This window comes from Erythrobacter tepidarius (assembly GCF_002155695.1).
Lineage (GTDB): Bacteria > Pseudomonadota > Alphaproteobacteria > Sphingomonadales > Sphingomonadaceae > Erythrobacter > Erythrobacter tepidarius.
The window spans coordinates 83,157-101,276 of sequence record NZ_MUYJ01000003.1 but is presented as its reverse complement, the minus strand read 5'-3'; the positions used below and the strand labels follow the sequence as shown (position 1 = coordinate 101,276).

At 66.4% G+C, this 18,120-nt stretch carries 12 protein-coding genes; 8 read left to right on the top strand and 4 right to left on the bottom strand.

Features of this window, described 5'->3' with window-relative positions; all coding sequences use genetic code 11:
- Positions 1–87: 87 nt before the first annotated feature.
- The gene (locus BZF61_RS03480; RefSeq protein ID WP_086617262.1) at positions 88–1,785 is read right to left on the bottom strand and encodes a PHA/PHB synthase family protein; all 1,698 of its coding nucleotides are present in this window, start codon (positions 1,783–1,785) and stop codon (positions 88–90) included.
- A 250-nt stretch (positions 1,786–2,035) separates the two neighbouring features.
- On the opposite strand from BZF61_RS03480, the gene BZF61_RS03475 reads away from it, so the two are divergent.
- From BZF61_RS03475 to lepA, 3 genes are all read left to right on the top strand, one after another.
- On the top strand, positions 2,036–4,684 hold the full coding sequence (locus tag BZF61_RS03475; protein WP_245804494.1) for an EAL domain-containing protein: 2,649 nt from the start codon (positions 2,036–2,038) through the stop codon (positions 4,682–4,684).
- Between the two features lie 210 nt (positions 4,685–4,894).
- Entirely contained in the window at positions 4,895–7,006 is a 2,112-nt protein-coding gene (locus BZF61_RS03470) for a putative bifunctional diguanylate cyclase/phosphodiesterase (RefSeq protein ID WP_245804493.1), read from the top strand.
- 59 nt (positions 7,007–7,065) lie between these two features.
- The gene (gene lepA, locus BZF61_RS03465) at positions 7,066–8,883 is read left to right on the top strand and encodes a translation elongation factor 4 (protein WP_086617261.1); all 1,818 of its coding nucleotides are present in this window, start codon (positions 7,066–7,068) and stop codon (positions 8,881–8,883) included.
- A gap of 240 nt (positions 8,884–9,123) precedes the next feature.
- Here the strand turns inward: lepA and BZF61_RS03460 are convergent, their stop codons facing one another.
- Positions 9,124–9,939: a hypothetical protein gene (locus BZF61_RS03460; RefSeq protein WP_211276709.1), complete on the bottom strand. Its 816-nt coding sequence runs from the start codon at positions 9,937–9,939 to the stop codon at positions 9,124–9,126.
- Between the two features lie 337 nt (positions 9,940–10,276).
- Here BZF61_RS03460 and BZF61_RS03455 point away from each other — a divergent pair, with 337 nt between their 5' ends.
- From BZF61_RS03455 to BZF61_RS03435, 5 genes are all read left to right on the top strand, one after another.
- Positions 10,277–11,071, top strand: a complete 795-nt coding sequence (locus BZF61_RS03455) for an outer membrane protein assembly factor BamD (protein ID WP_086617260.1) — start codon at positions 10,277–10,279, stop codon at positions 11,069–11,071.
- Between the two features lie 94 nt (positions 11,072–11,165).
- Positions 11,166–12,830, top strand: a complete 1,665-nt coding sequence (gene recN, locus BZF61_RS03450) for a DNA repair protein RecN (protein WP_086617259.1) — start codon at positions 11,166–11,168, stop codon at positions 12,828–12,830.
- A gap of 167 nt (positions 12,831–12,997) precedes the next feature.
- Positions 12,998–13,807, top strand: coding sequence for an alpha/beta hydrolase family protein (locus tag BZF61_RS03445; protein WP_158094049.1), 810 nt, complete (start codon positions 12,998–13,000; stop codon positions 13,805–13,807).
- A gap of 7 nt (positions 13,808–13,814) precedes the next feature.
- The gene (gene ligA / locus BZF61_RS03440; RefSeq protein WP_086617257.1) at positions 13,815–15,896 is read left to right on the top strand and encodes an NAD-dependent DNA ligase LigA; all 2,082 of its coding nucleotides are present in this window, start codon (positions 13,815–13,817) and stop codon (positions 15,894–15,896) included.
- Complete coding sequence (locus BZF61_RS03435; protein ID WP_086617256.1) at positions 15,893–16,384, top strand: CinA family protein; 492 nt, start codon at positions 15,893–15,895, stop codon at positions 16,382–16,384. Before ligA ends, BZF61_RS03435 begins: the two co-directional genes overlap by 4 nt.
- Here BZF61_RS03435 and BZF61_RS03430 read toward each other — a convergent pair.
- Positions 16,381–17,307, bottom strand: a complete 927-nt coding sequence (locus tag BZF61_RS03430) for a 50S ribosomal protein L11 methyltransferase (protein WP_245804492.1) — start codon at positions 17,305–17,307, stop codon at positions 16,381–16,383. The two genes, BZF61_RS03435 and BZF61_RS03430, sit on opposite strands and share 4 nt — an antisense overlap.
- The gene (locus tag BZF61_RS03425) at positions 17,297–18,022 is read right to left on the bottom strand and encodes an SDR family NAD(P)-dependent oxidoreductase (RefSeq protein WP_086617254.1); all 726 of its coding nucleotides are present in this window, start codon (positions 18,020–18,022) and stop codon (positions 17,297–17,299) included. The genes BZF61_RS03430 and BZF61_RS03425 overlap by 11 nt, the downstream gene beginning before the upstream one ends.
- Positions 18,023–18,120 lie beyond the last annotated feature (98 nt).

Below are 18,120 nucleotides of genomic sequence, written 5' to 3'. Positions count from 1 at the left end.
CAGGTTGGGCGCTTTCGTCGATCCCTCACGAAAGCGCCCGCAGGGTCTCGCGCGGGCCAGGGGCGCGCATTGGCCCGATGCGCCTTATCAGACTTCTTCGATGACGTAGAGTCCCGGTGCGGGATCGAGCGGCCTGTAGCTATCGTTGCCCAAGCTGGCGGGGGCAGGCTGCTGGTCGCCCGAGCGCGCCTGTAGCCACTGCATCCACAGCGGCCACCAGCTGCCCTTCACCTCCTCGGTGCCTTGCAGCCACTCCTCGGCGGTGGCGGGCAGCTTGCCCTTCTTCTTCTGGACGTAATACTTCGCTTTGGGATTGCCCGGAGGGTTGAGGATCGCCTGCATGTGACCGCTCTGCGAGAGCACGTAGGTGACATCCTTCGAGCCGAACAGCTGGGTCGAACGATATGTCGCCTTCCACGGCGTGATGTGATCGGTTACCCCGCCAAGGATGAACAGATCGGCGGTGACCTTGCTCAGATCGATCTTGTGCCCGGCCATCTCGACCTCGCCCCGTTTGGTGAAGGCAAGGGTTTCAAACAGCGTCAGGAAATCGCCCATCAGGTTTGCCGAAAGGTTGGTGGCGTCGGCATTCCAGAACAGCACGTCGAAAGCCGGCGGATCCTGTCCGAGCAGATAGTTGTTGATGACGTAGTTCCAGATAAGGTCATTGGGCCTGAGCCAGGCAAAACCGCGCGCCAGATCGTCTGCCTTGATCACGCCCGCCTTCATCGCGCGCTGGCGGGCAAGCTTCATCCCGTTCTCGCTTACCAGCGATGCGGCTTCGATATCGGTCGGCTTGGGGTGCAGCACGCATACCATCAGCGTCAGCGTGCCGAGGATCGGATTGCCCTTCGCCGCCAGTTTGGAGGCGAGCACCGAGGCCGTTTGACCGCCCGAGCATCCGGCCGAAACGTTAACTTTCTTCGAGCCGGTGACTTGCGACACAACCTCGAGCGCCTTCTCACAGGCGGCGACGTAATCGGCCATCCCCCAGTGGCCCTGTTCCTTGCGGGGATTGCGCCACGAGATCACAAAGGTCTGGATGCCGTTGTCGACCTGCCATTTGACCACCGATTTGTCGGGCGACAGGTCGTTGATATACATCTTGTTGATCTGCGGCGGGATAGTGAGCTGCGGGATCGCGTAGACCTTCTCGGTCGTCGGCGCATAGTGCAGCAGCTCCATGATCTCGTCGCGATAGATCACCGCGCCTTTCGAGGTGGCGATGTTTTCGCCCAGCTTGAAGGGTCGCTTGTCGACCTGGCTGACCATGCCTTGGTTGTGGACGAGATCGTTGTAGGCGTTCTGAAGGCCCTTGATCAGGCTGAGCCCGCCCGAATTGATGATCTGCTTTTGCGCGGTCGGATTGCCGAGGAGCGTGTTGGTCGGCGCGAGGCCGTCCAGGATGATATTGGCGATAAAATTCGCGCGGTTGCGTTCGAGTTCGTCGAGCTCGAGCTCTTCCAGCCAATTCTTCACCCCTTTTTGAACGGCGAGGTAATATTGCGCACCGGCGCGGAAGAAGGGGTTGTACTGCCAGGCCGGATCCATAAACCGCTTGTCCTTGGGATCGGGTGCAAGCTCGCTTTTCCCGGCCATAATCCTGACCATGTCTTGCGCCATCGCAGTCGAGTGGCGGATCAAGCGCGCGGGATCGGAGGCGGTTTCGCGCAGAAGGAGCGCCACGGCGCTGACGAAGTCCTCGCGCGCCACCCCGATCAGCGGCCCCAACGCGCTGGTTGACTGGGCGGCCTCGTTTTCGAGCCTTACTTCGTCTTGTGCCATTCGATCCCCTGTCCTGCATTTCTGTTGTGCGATCTGCGGCCGGTACCAAGATGCAGCCAGCCGCAGCAAGTTGCAAGCATGAGCAAGTGGCTTTCACTGGCGCGATTTTGCGGCGCTGTCAGGGCCTTGTTTACCGCTTCGATTCACGCTTTTCCAAGGGCTCAAGGCGCAATGCCCGTTCATGTCAGGGCTGCCCGCAAGATCGCATAGGGAAACCGCGTCCGCCGCTGTTGCGGACGAGGCATTGGCCGTGGCCGACGCGACGGCTCAGGCGGACGTCAGCGCCCTGCGTGCCGGCAGCGAACGCCGCGCCGCCCAGCGTCTGGCGCCCGAAGGGCTTGCAGAAATCGTCCAGAACGCCGGCGCCGCCAAGGAGGAGCAGCACTTCTATCTCCCGCCGCGCAGCCGCCCGATGGCGGTGTCGCTGCTGGTCGCCCTCGGTCTGGCTGCGGCGGTCTCGCCCGCATTGCCGGGCTGGCCCTCGCTGATTGCAGGGCTGCTTTCGACCGGCCTGTTTGCAGTTGGCGGATGGTTCGCCGCGATCGAGCGTCGCTGCCAGACCAGGCGTCCGATGCGCTTTGCGCTGCTGATTCTCGCCAATATCCTGCCGATGGCCTGTGTCGGCTATGCTCTGGGCGCAGCGATCGCCAGCGGTCTGCCGTGGGAATGGGCGGTAGCGACCCTGGTGTGCATCAATGCCGCCGCCGCGGTGCTGTTCTCGGGCCGCATTGCCTCGCTGTTCTGCGCCAACATCGCCAGTTGGGCAGGGTTCGTGGTGATTGCCGCGCCAGGCCTGCTGACCTTCGCCGCACTCACCGGCGCGGCGGTGACACTGGCATTGATCGCCCAGATCGAATGGCGCGCCGCCGAACGCCGCCGGGCGCTGCACGAGGCGCGCGAGCGGATCGCGGCGCGCGCCGAGGACATTCTGCGCAGCTTCGAGGAAAGCGGGCAGGGCTGGTTCTGGGAGACCGACCGCCTTGGGCTGATCACCTATATCTCACCCAAGGTGGCGCGGGTGCTGGGACGCAGTCCCGAAAGTCTGCGCGGCGCGCCCTTGCGCGAGTTGTTTACGACAGATGCCGACGGGGCCGAGGCTGCGCGGGCGCTCGCCTTCCACCTCAGCGCACGCTCGCAATTCCAGGATCTCGAAATGCGCGCGGGGTGTCCGGACGAGGAACGTTGGTGGGCGCTTACCGGTCGGCCGGTCTATGATTCTTACAAGAATTTCTGTGGTTTCCGCGGCCATGGCACCGATCTCACCGAGCGGCGCCGCAGCGAGCAGCAGGTCTCGCGCCTCGCGCTTTACGATTCGCTTACCGGCCTAGCGAACCGCGTCCAGATGAGCCAGGCGCTCGAACAGATCCTCGCCGCCCCAGCCAAGCGCGAGCGAGCCTGCGCGGTGCTGATGCTTGATCTCGATCGCTTCAAGCAGGTCAACGACACGCTCGGCCACCCGGCGGGAGATGCGCTGCTCCAGCAGGTTGCGCAACGGCTCGAACAGGTGATTGGTACCGATGGGCGTTGCGGGCGTCTGGGCGGAGACGAATTCAAGGTGATTATTCCGGGCGAGCGCAGCCCGGAGGAGCTTGCCGCCATCGCGCAGGAGATCATCGCGCTGCTGTCACAGCCCTACATGATTGGTGGGCAGAGCGTGGTTATTGGCGTCTCGATCGGGATCGCGCGGGCGCCGTCTGACGGCAGCACCAGCGAGGCGCTGATCCGCAGCGTCGACTTGGCGCTCTACGCTGCCAAGGATGCAGGACGCGGGGTCGCGCGCTTCTACGAGCCGGGCATGCACGCCGCCGTCGAGGAGCGCGCCGCCTTGGAACAGGACTTGCGCGCGGCCATCACCCGGGGCGAGCTCAAGCTATGGTATCAGCCGGTGGTCTATGCCGCGAGCGAGAAGGTGGTCGGTTTCGAGGCGCTGATGCGCTGGGATCACCCGCAGCGCGGATGTGTGTCGCCGACGAAATTCGTCCCGATTGCCGAGGACGCGGGGCTGATCGACAGGCTCGGCCAATGGGCGCTCCAGTCCGCTTGCGCCGATCTGGCGCGCTGGCCAGCGAACATCCGCTGCTCGATCAATGTCTCGGCGCTGCAATTCGCCAATCCCGAATTGCCCACCATCGTCGCTTCGGCGCTGGCGCATAACGGCATAGACCCGGCGCGGCTCGAACTGGAAATCACCGAAAGCGTGTTCGTGAGCGACACGCCCGGGATCGAGGCGACCTTCCGCGCATTGAAGCAGCTAGGCGTGCGGCTGGCGCTCGACGATTTCGGCACCGGTTATTCTTCGCTCGGCTATTTGCGCAAGGCACCCTTCGACCGGATCAAGATCGACCGCAGCTTCGTGCGCAGTGCGACCGAGCAGGGCAGCCGCAACGGCGCGATCATTGCCGCGATCACCAGCCTTGCCGAAGTGCTGCACATGGACACCACCGCCGAAGGGGTGGAAACGCGCGACGAACTTGAACTGGTGCGCCTGCTCGGGTGCAGCCATGTCCAGGGCCACATCTATTTCCCGCCGATGAGTGCCAAGGATGCGGCCGCGCTCGTGGCGGGTGGTCTGGATGCGGTGGCCAATGGGCCGCAATCGGCCCGTGCCCCGCGCTATGCGGTGCTGCGCAAGGTGGTCGTGGTCCATCGCGGCGTCCGTCACAATGCCACGTTGCGCAATATTTCCGAGGGCGGGGCGATGATCGAAGGCCTGTGGAACGTGGCCGAAGGCCATGTGCTGAGAGTCGAGTTCAGCCCCAGCCAGGCGATTACCGGGCAGGTGCGCTGGTCGCAGGAGAACCGGCTTGGCGTCGAATTCCATCTGCCGTTGCGCCGTTGCGGCAATGGTGGCTTCGCATTGCCGCGCGGCACCGGCGCGCGCATCGCAAATCTTGGCTAGCAGGATTTCGGCCACATGCCGCAAGGCTGGCGCTTAGCCAAAAAATAACCATCGGGCTTTACGCAACGGTCATTGACGGTCGGACTTGTGCGCAAGCTGCACAAGGCTGGACCTGCGATATCGAAAGGTTAGCCCCGAGTGTCCCTCAAGGGTCTCTTGTCATCGCGCGGCCCCTCCGCGCAGCGCGGCCTTCGCGGTCAGGCGGCATCGATGCTGTCCGATGGCGAACGACTGGCGATGCTTGACGAATTGGAGAAATCCGGTCTCGGCTGGTTCTGGGCAAGCGACGCCGCAGGCAACTTGACCTATATATCCGCCGCGATCGCCGAACGGCTCGATCTGCCGCTGACCGATCTGCTCGGTCAGCCGCTCACCGCCATATTCACCGCCGCAGAGCGCGAAGGACGCGCCAAGTCGCTTGCGCTGATGCTCGGCGCGCACAAGGCTTTCACCGGCATGGCGGTGCGCGCGTCGCGCCGGCCTGAAGGGCCGGTGCTGCGTTTGTCCGGGCAACCGGTGTTCGCAGCCGGCGATCGCTTCGTCGGCTTCCGCGGTACCGGCGCCGATATCACCGACGAGTTCTACCGCGAGCAGGAAACCGCGCGGCTCGCCCGGTTCGACTCGCTCACCGGCCTGTCGAACCGGCACCGCATGGCGCACCAGATCGAGACCATGCTGACCGCGTTCAAGGCGGCGCGCCGCAACTGCGCGGTGATGATGCTCGATCTCGATCGCTTCAAGCATGTCAACGATACGCTCGGCCATGCTGCCGGGGACGAATTGCTCAAGCAGGTCGCCGCCCGCCTTACCCGTGCGATCGACCGCGAATGCGAGATCGGCAGGCTTGGCGGCGATGAATTCCAAGTGCTGTTGCCCGATATCGCCGATCGCGGCGAGTTGGGCGAGCTGGCGGCCAAGATCATCGCCATGCTGCGTCAGCCCTATAGTCTTGAGGAAGGGCGCTGCGTGATCGGCGCATCGGTGGGCATTGCGATCGCGCCGCATGACGGGGTCAATCACGATGATATCGTGCGCGCCGCCGATCTGGCGCTCTACGCCGCCAAGAACGGCGGTCGCGGGCAATACCGCTTCTTCTCTGGCGAGCTTGAAAACGAGACGATCTTCCGCCGAAGGCTTGAACAGCATCTCGGCGATGCGCTGAAGATGGAGCATCTGTTCCTGCGCTTCGAGCCGATCGTGAACGCCGAGACGCAGATGGTGCAGGCGGTTGAGGCGCATGTGTGCTGGAACCATGCCGAACGCGGCATCATCGACGAGGAGGAATTCGGCCAGATCGTCGAGGGCTCGAGCCTGATCGGTGAGGTCGGCATGTGGGCAATCACAGAAGCGTGCCGCCGCGCGGCCGACTGGCCCGATAGCGTGCGCATTGCGGTCAATGTGCCGGTGCCGCTGTTCCTGTCGGAAACCTTCGTCGAACAGGTCAGCGAAGCGCTGACCGCCGCCGGCTTGGCCCCGAATCGGCTCGAACTGGAGATCAGCGAGGCGGTGTTCTTCGGCGATACCGCGGTGGTCGACCGCACTCTCGCCAGCCTGTTCAAGCTTGGTGTGCGCCTGACGCTGGACGAGTTTGGCTCCGGCTATTCGTCGCTCGCCTATCTTCGCCGCGCGCCGTTCGATGCGATAAAGATCGACCAGAAGCTCCTCGCCGAGGTGGAACGCCACGACAGCCGCGAACTGGGTTTGGTGCGGGCGATCGTGGCGCTGGCCGGCGCGCTTGACATGGACACCATCGCCAACGGGATCGAGAGCGGGGCTTTGCTGGCGCTGCTCAGAGAGTGCGGGGTAAGCTATCTGCAGGGCCCAATCTTCAGCGAACCGATCGATCAGGAGATGGTCGCGCAGGAAATCGCGGGCGGGACGTGGAAGATCGAACCCGGATCAAACCGGACCCACCGGGCTCGGCGCCGAACCGTATTCCGCAAAATTCAGGTGATCCACGACGACTATGCCTACGAAGTGACCTTGCGCAACCTGTCGCGCACCGGGGCGCTGATCCAGGGTCTGACAGATGTGCCCAAGGGGACGCAGTTTGTTGTCGACCTGGGCGGGGGGCAGCTGGCCGTGGCGACCGTGACGCGCTCGAGCGGGGACACGCAGGGGCTGGAATTCGAACAGTCGCTGATAGACGATGGTTCGGGCGGGCTGTGTACCCGCAACCGCGTCTCACCCTACGCGCTGGCCGCGGCCGGAGCACCGCTCGCCGCGCTGGCGCCAGGGAGCTATCAGGGCATGGTTGGGGGACTCTTCGGGCAGAGCGGTGCCCCCAAATTCGGCTATGCTCATGGCACAAGGGCGGACTGAGGACAGTTGTGTTTTTCTCGAATGACTTTGCCGCATCGCAAGGCTAAGTCGCGGGCACGATGAACGACCTCTGCAAAATCCGCAATTTCAGCATTATCGCTCATATCGATCATGGCAAATCGACTCTCGCGGACCGGCTGATCCAGTTCACCGGAGGCCTCTCCGAGCGCGAGATGTCTGCGCAAGTCCTCGACAACATGGACATCGAGAAAGAGCGCGGCATCACCATCAAGGCGCAGACCGTGCGCCTCAGCTATACCGCCAAGGACGGTGAGACCTATCAGCTCAATCTGATGGACACCCCCGGCCACGTCGACTTCGCCTATGAAGTCAGCCGCAGCCTCGCCGCCTGCGAGGGCGCTCTGCTGGTTGTCGACGCGGCGCAGGGTGTCGAGGCCCAGACGCTCGCCAACGTCTATCAGTCGATCGAGCACGATCACGAGATCGTCCCTGTCATCAACAAGATCGACCTGCCCGCCGCCGATCCCGACAAGGTCCGCCGCGAGATCGAGGAAATCATCGGCCTCGATGCATCGGAGGCCGTGCTGACCTCGGCCAAATCGGGCATCGGTATCGAGGACGTGCTCGAAGCCGTCGTCACCCGCATCCCGCCGCCCAAGGGCACTCTCGAAGCGCCGCTCAAGGCGAGCCTCGTCGATAGCTGGTACGACCCCTATCTCGGCGTCGTCATCCTCGTGCGGGTGATCGACGGCAAGCTCACCAAGGGGCTGAACATCCGCTTCATGCAGGGCGGCACCCAGCACATTGTCGACCGGGTCGGCTGCTTCACCCCCAAGCGCACCGACCTTGCCGAGCTCGGCCCCGGCGAGATCGGCTTCATCACCGCGCAGATCAAGGAAGTCGAGCAGGCGCGCGTCGGTGACACGATCACCACCGTCAGGAACGGCGCGAGCGAGCCGCTGCCGGGCTATCGGCAAGTGCAGCCGGTGGTGTTCTGCGGGCTGTTCCCGGTCGATGCCGCCGATTTCGAGAAGCTGCGCGACTCCATCGCCAAGCTGCGGCTCAACGATGCCTCCTTCACCTACGAGATGGAGTCGAGCGCCGCGCTCGGCTTTGGTTTCCGCTGCGGGTTCTTGGGCCTATTGCACCTTGAAATCATTCAGGAACGCCTCAGCCGCGAATATGATCTCGATCTCATCACCACCGCGCCATCGGTTGTCTATCGCGTCCATCTCGGCCATTCCCGGACCGAAGATGCCAAGGTGATCGACATCCACAACCCCGCCGACTGGCCGGATGTGAACCGCATCGAGAAGATCGAGGAGCCGTGGATCAAGGCGGTGATCTACACCCCCGACGAACATCTCGGCGCGATCCTCAAGCTGTGCCAGGACCGCCGCGGCATCCAGACCGAGCTGACCTACGTGGGCGGGCGCGCGCAGGTGACCTACGAACTGCCCTTGAACGAGGTGGTGTTCGATTTCTACGACCGGCTGAAGTCGATCTCCAGAGGCTATGCCAGTTTCGACTACGAGCAGATCGGCAGCCGCGAGGGTGATCTCGTGAAGATGAACATCCTCGTCAACAACGAACCCGTCGATGCGCTCAGCCTGATCGTCCACCGCCACGCCGCCGAGGAACGCGGCCGCGGGATGTGCGAGCGCCTGAAAGACCTGATCCCGCGCCACCTGTTCAAGATCCCGATCCAGGCCGCAATCGGCGGCAAGGTGATCGCGCGCGAGACGATTCCGGCGCTGCGCAAGGACGTGACTGCCAAGTGCTATGGCGGCGACATCACCCGCAAGAAGAAGCTGCTGGAGAAGCAGAAGAAGGGGAAGGCGCGGATGCGGGAATATGGGAATGTGTCGATCCCGCAGGAGGCGTTTATCGCGGCCTTGCGGATGGGGGAGGAGTGAAGCCGTGCGTGTAAGCGAAGCTTACGCGCGAGAGGCTGCAACTCCGGCCGGCGGGGCCGCAGTGAAACCCGTTCGGAAGCGAAACTGGGCGAAGCCCACCTCTTGGCCGGGGCTTTGAGGGCAATCGGGTTCATCCCTCGCTTTGCTTAGGGGCGACCCGCCGGTCGGGGCGGGTGATGCGCTGACGCGCACCGGCTTGCAGCTTGCCGTTCGCTTCGCGAAGGTTTGCGCTGCGCGCCTTCATTCCTCTTCCTCCGGCGCCTGCGTCGCCGCGCATTCGCCCCCAACCAACCGCAGCCTTTCCGGTGGATCGAAATGATCCGCCCGCGCCTGCCATGGCACGTCGAGCACCGCGCGGGTCTTGGCATCGGCGTTCATCGCGGCAAGGTCGCGGTCGCGCAAGGCGATGAAGCGCGCCCAGGCGCTGCGGGTTTCCGGCGACAGCGCGGCCCAGCGGTGCTCGGCCTCGCGCCGGGTACGAGTCCGCAGTTCGATGATCTTGCGCTCGATGCTGGCGCGCACCTCCTCGGGCGTGACGTTGCGCTGCTCGGCCTCCCACTCCTTGCGCCACTTCTTCTTGAGCCGTTCGCGCTCCATCCGGCCGATCGCGTTCAATGCCTTGGGCTTGCCTTCGGCGAAGCGTTCGGGCGCACGGTTGCGCAGGATGAACATCAGCAGCCGGTCGTTATAGCGCCGCCGGGTGCCGACCAGCTTGCCGTAGGAGTAGAGCGGTTCCTCAACGCCGTTCAACGCGCGGTCCATCACCACGTCCTCGATCCGCTGGACGCCGAGCTGGAGCGCAGCCTCCCACGCGGCCCGGAAGCTCTCGGCTCCGGGCTGGCGGCGCAGGTTGTAGGCGCCCTCGGCGCTCATGTTGACGGCCTTGGAGGCGGCCTCAACCGAGCCGGTGTCGGCCAGCGCCTCGATGAAGGCGATCTGGCGCTCAGGGGTCCAGCCGTCGTGACGCGCGCAGCGGCGCGGGACGGGGGTGAAGGGGGGCAGCTCGCCCGCGGGGACGGGGCGGCGGGTGATGCGGGGGTCTTTGCGTCTGGTCATCTTTATCCTTTCGCACCCGCCTGTGCGGGCGCGGTTTCCTCGCTTATGCTGGCTGCGCCAGCGTCGCTGCGGGCGGGCGGTCGCCCTTGCGGTCGCTGTGCGACCGTTGGAGTTTGGAACACAAAAGGCGCGTGTAGGAAAATGCCGGTTGGGCCGAGGCCGTCCCGCGCCGCCGCGCGTTTGCCCGCGCACCGGCCCTGCGCGCGGCGCGGCTGCGCTTGGATTGCAAGGTGGGCCAGCCCGACGAGCTGCGCCCCACTTTCCCAAGCCGATGACCTGCGCAAGGGGCTTCACCCTTCACTTGGCGTTCAGCGCGCCGCTCGCTATAGGGTGCGCCATGGTGACATCCTTCTCCTCCCGTATTTTGCGCGCCGGCCTGATCGCGGCGGCGCTTGCCACCACTGCCGGGTGCGCCCGTTCGACCGAGGGCAAGGACGTCGCCTATGTCGCACGCGATGTCGAATCGCTCTATGCCGAAGCGCAGCGCCGGCTCGATCGCGGCAACACGCTGGTCGCCGCAGCGCTGTTCGACGAAGTCGAGCGCCAGCACCCCTATTCGCCCTGGGCGCGCCGCGCGCAGTTGATGAGCGCCTTCAGCTATTACATCGCGCGCGACTACAACAAGGCGATCCAGAACGCCCAGCGGTTCTTGTCGATCCACCCCGGCAACAAGGATGCACCTTACGCCTATTATCTGATCGCGCTCTCCTACTACGAGCAGATCAGCGACGTGACCCGAGACCAGAAGATCACCGAGCAGGCGCAGACCGCGCTGCGCGAGGTCAACCGGCGCTTCCCGCAGAGCGAATATGCCGCCGATGCGCGGTTGAAGCTCGATCTGGTCGAAGATCACCTCGCGGGCAAGGAAATGGAGATCGGCCGCCATTACCAGCGCATGGGCATGTGGCTTGCCGCCGACTTGCGCTTCCGCAACGTGGTCGAAAAGTTCGACACCACCAGCCACACGCCCGAGGCGCTCTACCGCCTGTGCGAGAGCAGCCTTGCGCTCGGCATCCCGGCAGAGGCGGTGAAATATGCCGCGGTGCTGGGGGCAAACTATCCCGGCTCCAAGTGGTACGAGAAGGCGTACAAGCTGGTGAACAAGCACGCTGAGGGCGTCACCGCGAGCTGAGCCCTGCGGGCGGCGCCGCGCCCCGAGGCTTGGGGATTGCCCGCGCATCCGCAGGTGACGCGGCTGCGCACGTGCGCTATCTGTTCCGCTGCCCATGCTCACCCGCCTCTCGATCCGCAACGTCGTCCTCATCGAAGCGCTCGATCTTGAATTCGCGCGCGGGCTGGGCGTGCTCACCGGAGAGACCGGCGCGGGCAAGTCGATCCTGCTCGATGCTTTGGGGCTGGTGCTGGGGGATCGCGCGGACACCGCGCTGGTGCGCGCCGGCGAGGATAAGGCGAGCGTTGCCGCCACCTTCGAATTCGCCACGCTGCCCTCCGCGATTGCCGCCGCGCTGGAGGATGCCGACATCGCCATCGAACCGGGCGAGCCGCTGCTGATCCGTCGCCAGATCAAGGCCGATGGCGGCTCCAAGGCGTTCATCAACGATCAACCGGCGAGCGTCGCCCTGCTGCGCGAACTGGCGCCCGCGCTGGTTGAACTGCACGGCCAGCACGATGATCGCGGCCTCGTCAACCCCCGCGGGCACCGCGCGCTGCTCGATCGCTATGCCGGGACGGATGTGGCCGGCTTGGAACGCGCCTGGGCCGAGTGGGCGCGCGCCGAGGCGCAGCTGGCCGAAGCGCGCGGAAGCGTGGAGCAGGCCAAGGCCGATCAGGATCTGCTCATCGCCCACCTGGCCGAACTGACCGCGCTGGATCCGGTCGCGGGCGAGGAGGAGCGCCTCGCGCTGGCCCGGGCCGACATGCAAAAGGGCGAGAGGCTGGCGGGTGATCTTGAGGAGCTGCGGCACGTCTGGGACGGCTCGGATTCCCCGCTTGCGGCGCTGCGTTTGGCGGCGCGGCGGCTTGACCGGATTGCCGGGCAGCACCCGCTGCTGGCCGAGGCGCTCGCCGCGCTCGACCGCGCGGTGATCGAGGCGGGCGAGGCCGAGGACAAGCTGGCCATGGCCGCCGAGGCGCTGGCGCATGATCCGATCGCGCTTGAACGGGCCGAGACGCGGCTGTTCGATCTGCGCGCTGCCGCGCGCAAGCACCGCTGCGAGGTCGACGATCTGCCCGAGCTGATGCGCACCATGCGCGCCCGGCTCGACGCGATCGAGGGCGGGGAAGCACAATTGGACGCGCTGGAAGCGGCGGCCAAGGAAGCCCGCAGCGCCTATGTCGCGGCGGCAGAGGCGGCGCATAGGGCGCGCACCGCGGCGGCGGGCAGGCTCGACGCGGCGGTCGCAGCCGAACTCGCGCCGCTCAGGCTCGATGCCGCCAGGTTCCGCACGCAGGTGGCCAAGCTGCCCGAGGAACGCTGGGGCGCCCATGGCATGGATGCGGTCGAATTTCTCATCTCCACCAACCCCGGCGCGGACTTCGCGCCGCTCGCCAAGATCGCGTCGGGCGGGGAGCTTTCGCGTTTCATCCTCGCGCTCAAGGTCGCGCTGGCGGAGAAGGGCGGGGCGGCGACGATCATCTTCGACGAGATCGACCGCGGCGTGGGCGGGGCGGTCGCCTCGGCCATCGGCGAGCGGCTGGCGCGGCTGGCGAGCGACGGGCAATTGCTGGCGGTGACGCACAGCCCGCAGGTCGCGGCGCGCGGGGGGCAGCATTACCTGATCGCCAAGGCTTCCAGCGGCACGGTGACCAAGACGAGCGTGGTGCTGCTCGACGCTGCGGGCCGGCAGGAGGAGATCGCGCGGATGCTCTCGGGCGCCGAGGTCACGCCCGAAGCCCGCGCGCAGGCCGACCGGCTGCTGGAGGGGGTGTGAACGTTTCGAAAGCCAGGCATGGCTCTCCAAATCCCTCCTCTAAAAGCAAAGCTGTCGCATCAGACACAAGCGGAGGCGGGCAGGGGGGGTGGAGCGCGCTCCTGCTCGTCGCTGCCTGCACCCCCGCCATCCCCGCCACCCCCGCGCCCGAGGAGGCCACCGCCGCCGTGCAGCCCAACAATGCCACCTACGGCACCGACGCCCATCTGGCAGCGTCCAGGCCCGACGCGGTGCTGCGCTATGCCGACCACCCGCGCGGCTTTGCCGAATTGCGCCTGCCCAAGGGCGAAGGCCCGTTCCCGCTCGCGGTGATCTATCATGGCGGGTGCTGGAAGACCGGCATCGCCAGCCAAGCCTACATGGCCCCGCTCGCCACCCACTGGCAGAGCCTCGGCATCGCCACGCTCAATGTCGATTACCGCGAGGTGGGCGACGGGGGCGGGTGGCCCGGATCTTTCGAGGACTGGGCGGCCTCGGCCAGGCTGATCGAGGAGGTCGCGGCGAACCACCCGATCGACCGCGCCCGCGTCACGCTGGTCGGCCATTCGGCGGGCGGCTTGCCTGCGGTCTGGCTGGCGAGCGCGAGCGGCGAGGATGGCCCGGTGGGCACACGCGCCGCGCTCAAGGTGCGCGCCGCGATCGTGCTCGACGGGCCGGGCGATGTCGGGGCCGAGCAGCCGGCCTTTGACGCGCTGTGCCAGTTTGCGGCGGTCGCGCCCTTCATCGGCACGCCCGCGCCCGCGCGCACCGGCGCGATCTCTCCGGCTGCCCATGCCCCGCAACTGGCCGAAATCCTGTTCGTGCAGGCAAAGCTGCCCGCGCCCTCGGCCACCACGCAGGCCGCGCTTGCCGCAGGCGGAGCCAGGGTCACGGTGCGTGAGAACCCCGGCGCGAGCCATTTTGCCATCATCACCCCGGGCAATCCTGTCCATCAGGCCAACGAAGCCGCGATGCTGGCGGCAATCAAGGGCGAATGAGGATTCCATGACCGATCCGGCCACCCTTTCCGAAGCCGAGGCCGCCAACGAGCTGATGCGTCTCGCCAAGGCGATCGCCCACCACGACCGGCTCTATCACCTGGAGGATTCGCCCGAGATTTCCGACGCCGAATATGATGCGCTGGTGCGCCGCAACGCCGAGCTGGAAGCAGCCTTTCCGCACCTGGTCCGCGCGGACAGCCCCTCGCGCAAGGTCGGCCACGCGATCACCGCCTCGCCGCTCGGCAAGGTAAGGCACGAGGTTCGCATGATGAGCCTCGACAATGCCTTTTCGCCTGAGGAAGTGGCTGAGTGGCTGGCGCGGATGCGCCGCTTTCTCAACCTGCCCGAAGGCCAGCCGCTGGCGATCACCACCGAGGACAAGATCGACGGCTTGTCCTGTTCATTGCGCTACGAAAGCGGCGTGCTGGTGCGCGCTGCGACGCGCGGTGACGGGCAGGTGGGCGAGGACGTGACGGCCAATGTCGCCCACATCCCCGACATCCCGCAGAAACTGCCCGATGGTGTCCCCGAACTGTTCGAGGTTCGCGGGGAAGTCTACATGGAGAAACAGGCGTTTACCGCACTCAATGCGGCGCAGCATGAAGCGGGCGGAAAGCTGTTTGCCAATCCGCGCAATGCCGCGGCGGGCAGCCTCAGGCAGAAGGACGCGAGCGTTACGGCCAGGCGCCCCTTGCGGTTCTGGGCGCATGGCTGGGGCGCGGCCTCGGCGGTGCCGGGGACGACCCAGAGCGAAGTGATCGAGCAGCTGCGCGCATGGGGCTTTCCGGTTTCGCCGCTGTTCGCGCGCGTGGTCGGCGGGACGCCGGAACTGCTCGCGCGCTTCGAGGCAATCGGCAAGGCGCGCCCCGATCTGCCCTATGATATCGACGGGGTGGTGTACAAGCTCGACCGGCTCGACTGGCAGGAGCGGCTGGGGTTCGTCGCCAAGGCCCCGCGCTGGGCGCTGGCGCACAAGTTCCCGGCCGAACGCGCCGAGACCATCGTCGAGGCGATCGACATTCAGGTGGGCCGCACCGGCAAGCTCACCCCGGTGGGCCGGCTCGCGCCGGTGTTGGTCGGCGGGGTGACGGTGACCAATGTGACGCTCCACAACCGCGACGAGATTGCCCGGTTGGGCCTGCGCGTGGGCGATCGCGTGGTGATCCAGCGCGCGGGCGATGTGATCCCGCAGGTGGTCGAAAACCTCACGCGCGAGGAGGAGCGCGATCCTTACGTCTTTCCCGATCACTGTCCCGAATGCGGGTCGGAGGCGGTGGCCGAGGAGGGCGAGGTCGATGTGCGCTGCACCGGCGGGCTGATCTGTCCCGCCCAGCGCACCCAGCGCCTGGAGCATTTCGTCTCGCGCAAGGCGCTCGACATCGAAGGGCTGGGCGAAAAGACCATCGCCCAGTTCTTCGCCCTGGGCTGGCTGGAGAGCCCGGCGGACATCTTCCGGCTGAAGGATCGCCGTGCCGAGATTCTCGGTCTTGAAGGCTGGCAGGAGAAGTCGGTCGACAACCTGCTCGCCGCGATCGAGGCCAAGCGCAGTCCCGATGCCGCGCGGCTCCTGTTCGCGCTCGGCATCCGTCATGTCGGCGAGGTGACGGCGCGCGATCTGATGAAGAACTTTCATGAACTGCCGGTGCTGCGTGCGCTGGCGGAGCGGGCGCATGCGGGCGATGCGGACGCGATTGGCGAACTCACCGCGATCGACGGGATCGGCCCTTCGGTGGTCAAGGCGCTCGGCAATTTCTTTCACGAACCCCACAATGTCGCGGTGTGGGAGGACTTGCTCGCACAGGTCACCCCGCCGCGCTACGAGGTGCAGACCATCGCCAGCCGGGTCGCAGGGAAAACCGTGGTGTTCACCGGCAAGCTCGAGACCATGAGCCGTGACGAGGCCAAGGCGCAGGCCGAAAGGCTGGGCGCCAAGGCGGCCGGTTCGGTCTCGGCCAAGACCGATCTGCTCGTCGCCGGGCCGGGGGCAGGCGCGAAGCTCAAGAAGGCCGCCGAACTCGGGATCGAGGTTGTCGATGAAGCGGGCTGGGCGGCGATCGTCGCCGAGGCGCTGGAAGGCAAGGCGTGAATTTCCTCGCTTTCCATCACCTCGCCGTGCAGATCGCAGAGCGGCTGCGTGCGCGGGGCGAGAAGGTCGCGGTGGCCGACGGGGCGACCGGCGGCCTGATCGCGGCGAGCCTCCTGAGCGTTCCGGGCGCGCTCGATTTCCTGGTCGGCGGGGGCGTGGTCTATTCCCTCCGCGCGCGCGATGTGCTGTTTGCTCTCCCGCGCGAGGCCTACAGGGGGATGCGCGGGGCCAGCGAGGATTACGCGCTGTTGCAGGCGCGCGCGATCCGCGACAATTTCGGCGCGGACTGGGGACTGGCCGAGAGCGGTTCGGCCGGCGGGTCGGCGCACCCCAGCGGCGCACCTGCCGGGCGCTCGGTTGCCGCGCTGGCGGGGCCGGGCGGGGAATACACCCGTCTGCTCGAAACCGCCTCGGACGATCGCATCGCCAACATGGAGGCCTTTACGCGCAACGCGCTCGAAGCCTTCAGGGACGCGCTTGGGGCTTAGCGCGCCCTCCGCCGGCGCAGCCACAGGATCGCCCAGTCGCCGCTTTGCAATCTTGCGGCCATGCGGAAACCGGCCCGGCGCATGGCGCGCTGCACGTCATTCTCCTGCTCGCCCGCCAATAGGCCGGCCACCAGCAGGCTGCCCCCCGGCACCACCGCCTTCCCGAAATCGGGCGCGAGGCGCACCAGCGGGCTGGCAAGGATGTTGGCAATCAGCAGATCGTAAGGCCCGCGCAAGGTGATCAGCGGATCGCCCATCCCGTCGGCGAGGATCATCAGCGCCTCGCCCGGCCTGGGTCCGAGCGCGATGGCGTTGCGCGCGGCGTTGTCCGTGACCACCGGCACGCAAACCGGATCGATGTCGGTCAACGTGCACAGCGCACGCGGCCACAGGCGCAGCGCGGCGAAGCCGAGCAGGCCGGTGCCGGTGCCGATATCAGCGATATTGCGCACCGCCATGCCGGTTGCCTTCATGTGGCCGAGCATTTCGAGACAGCCTGCGGTGGTGCGGTGTTGGCCGGTGCCAAAGGCCTGGCTGGCGGGAATGATGATATCGATCGCATCGGGCGCAGCGGGAAAATCGGGGGTGTGGACATGGAAGCGCCCGGCCCGGATCGGCGTGACGCCCTGCTGGCTGAGCGTCACCCAGTCTGCGGGAGGGAGTTGCTCGATGGTGATCTTCGGAACCCCATTTTCCGCCACCCCCGCGAACAGGCCAGCGATCGCCGCTTTCTGGGCTTTGCCGGGCCTTGCCGGATACCAGGCTTCGAGCACCCAGTCCTCGGGCCGGTCCTCGGCGACCTCGCGCCCGGCGATGACGAGATCGGGGTCCCAGTCCTCGATTGCGTCATGCGCGATGAGCGCCGCCTGGACCACGGGCTTGGGGGCGAAGGCCGAGAGTTTCCAGGTGGCGTTAGCGGACAAAGCTCGCTCCGTTGGCATCGATCACCGCCCCGGTCATGCTCGGCGGCGCGTCGAGCGCGCAGAAGGTGATGATCGCGGCGATTTCGTCCGGGGTGGCAACACGGCCGAGCGGAATGTCGGCGAGCAGCCCCGGCCCGCCGCGGCTGGCCAAGTAGTCGCCGGCCATGGAGGTGTCGGTGAAGCCGGGGGTGACAGCAAAGCTGAGGATGCCTTGCCTGGCATAGGCGCGGGCAATGGTCTTGTGCATCGCCACCATCCCGCTCTTGGCTGCGGCATAGTGCCAGTGCGCGGGCGAATCGCCGCGATAGGCGGCGCGGCTCGCCACGTGCACCAGTCGGCCGGCAAAGCCACGCGCCTGCCAGTGGCGCACCGCAAAGCGCGAGAGCTGCGCGGCGCTGGTGAGGTTGACACGCAGCGTGTCCTCCCACGCATCGAGCCATTCGATGTCCGACCGGTCGAGCCGGTTGGCCTCGAAGCGTCCGGCATTATTGACCACCACGTCGATGGCCCCGCCCGCGATCTCGAGTGCCTGCTCCCACAGGCTCTGCGCGGCTAAGGGATCGCCGAAATCGGCCGCGATCAGCGGCACCCCGGGAGGCAAGTCGGCCTGCGGACGCGAGGCGTGGCCGATGACTCTCGCCCCGCGCGCGGCCAGCGCCGCAAGCGCTGCCCTGCCGATGCCGCGGCTCGATCCGGTTACAAGAATGTGTCCCATGCAAGGCGCTATCCGAAACTTTGCAAGCCGTGTCCACTATGTCGCCGCTTGCCTCAGCCGACATCCGCGCTAGATGGGATGCGACCAACAGGGACACG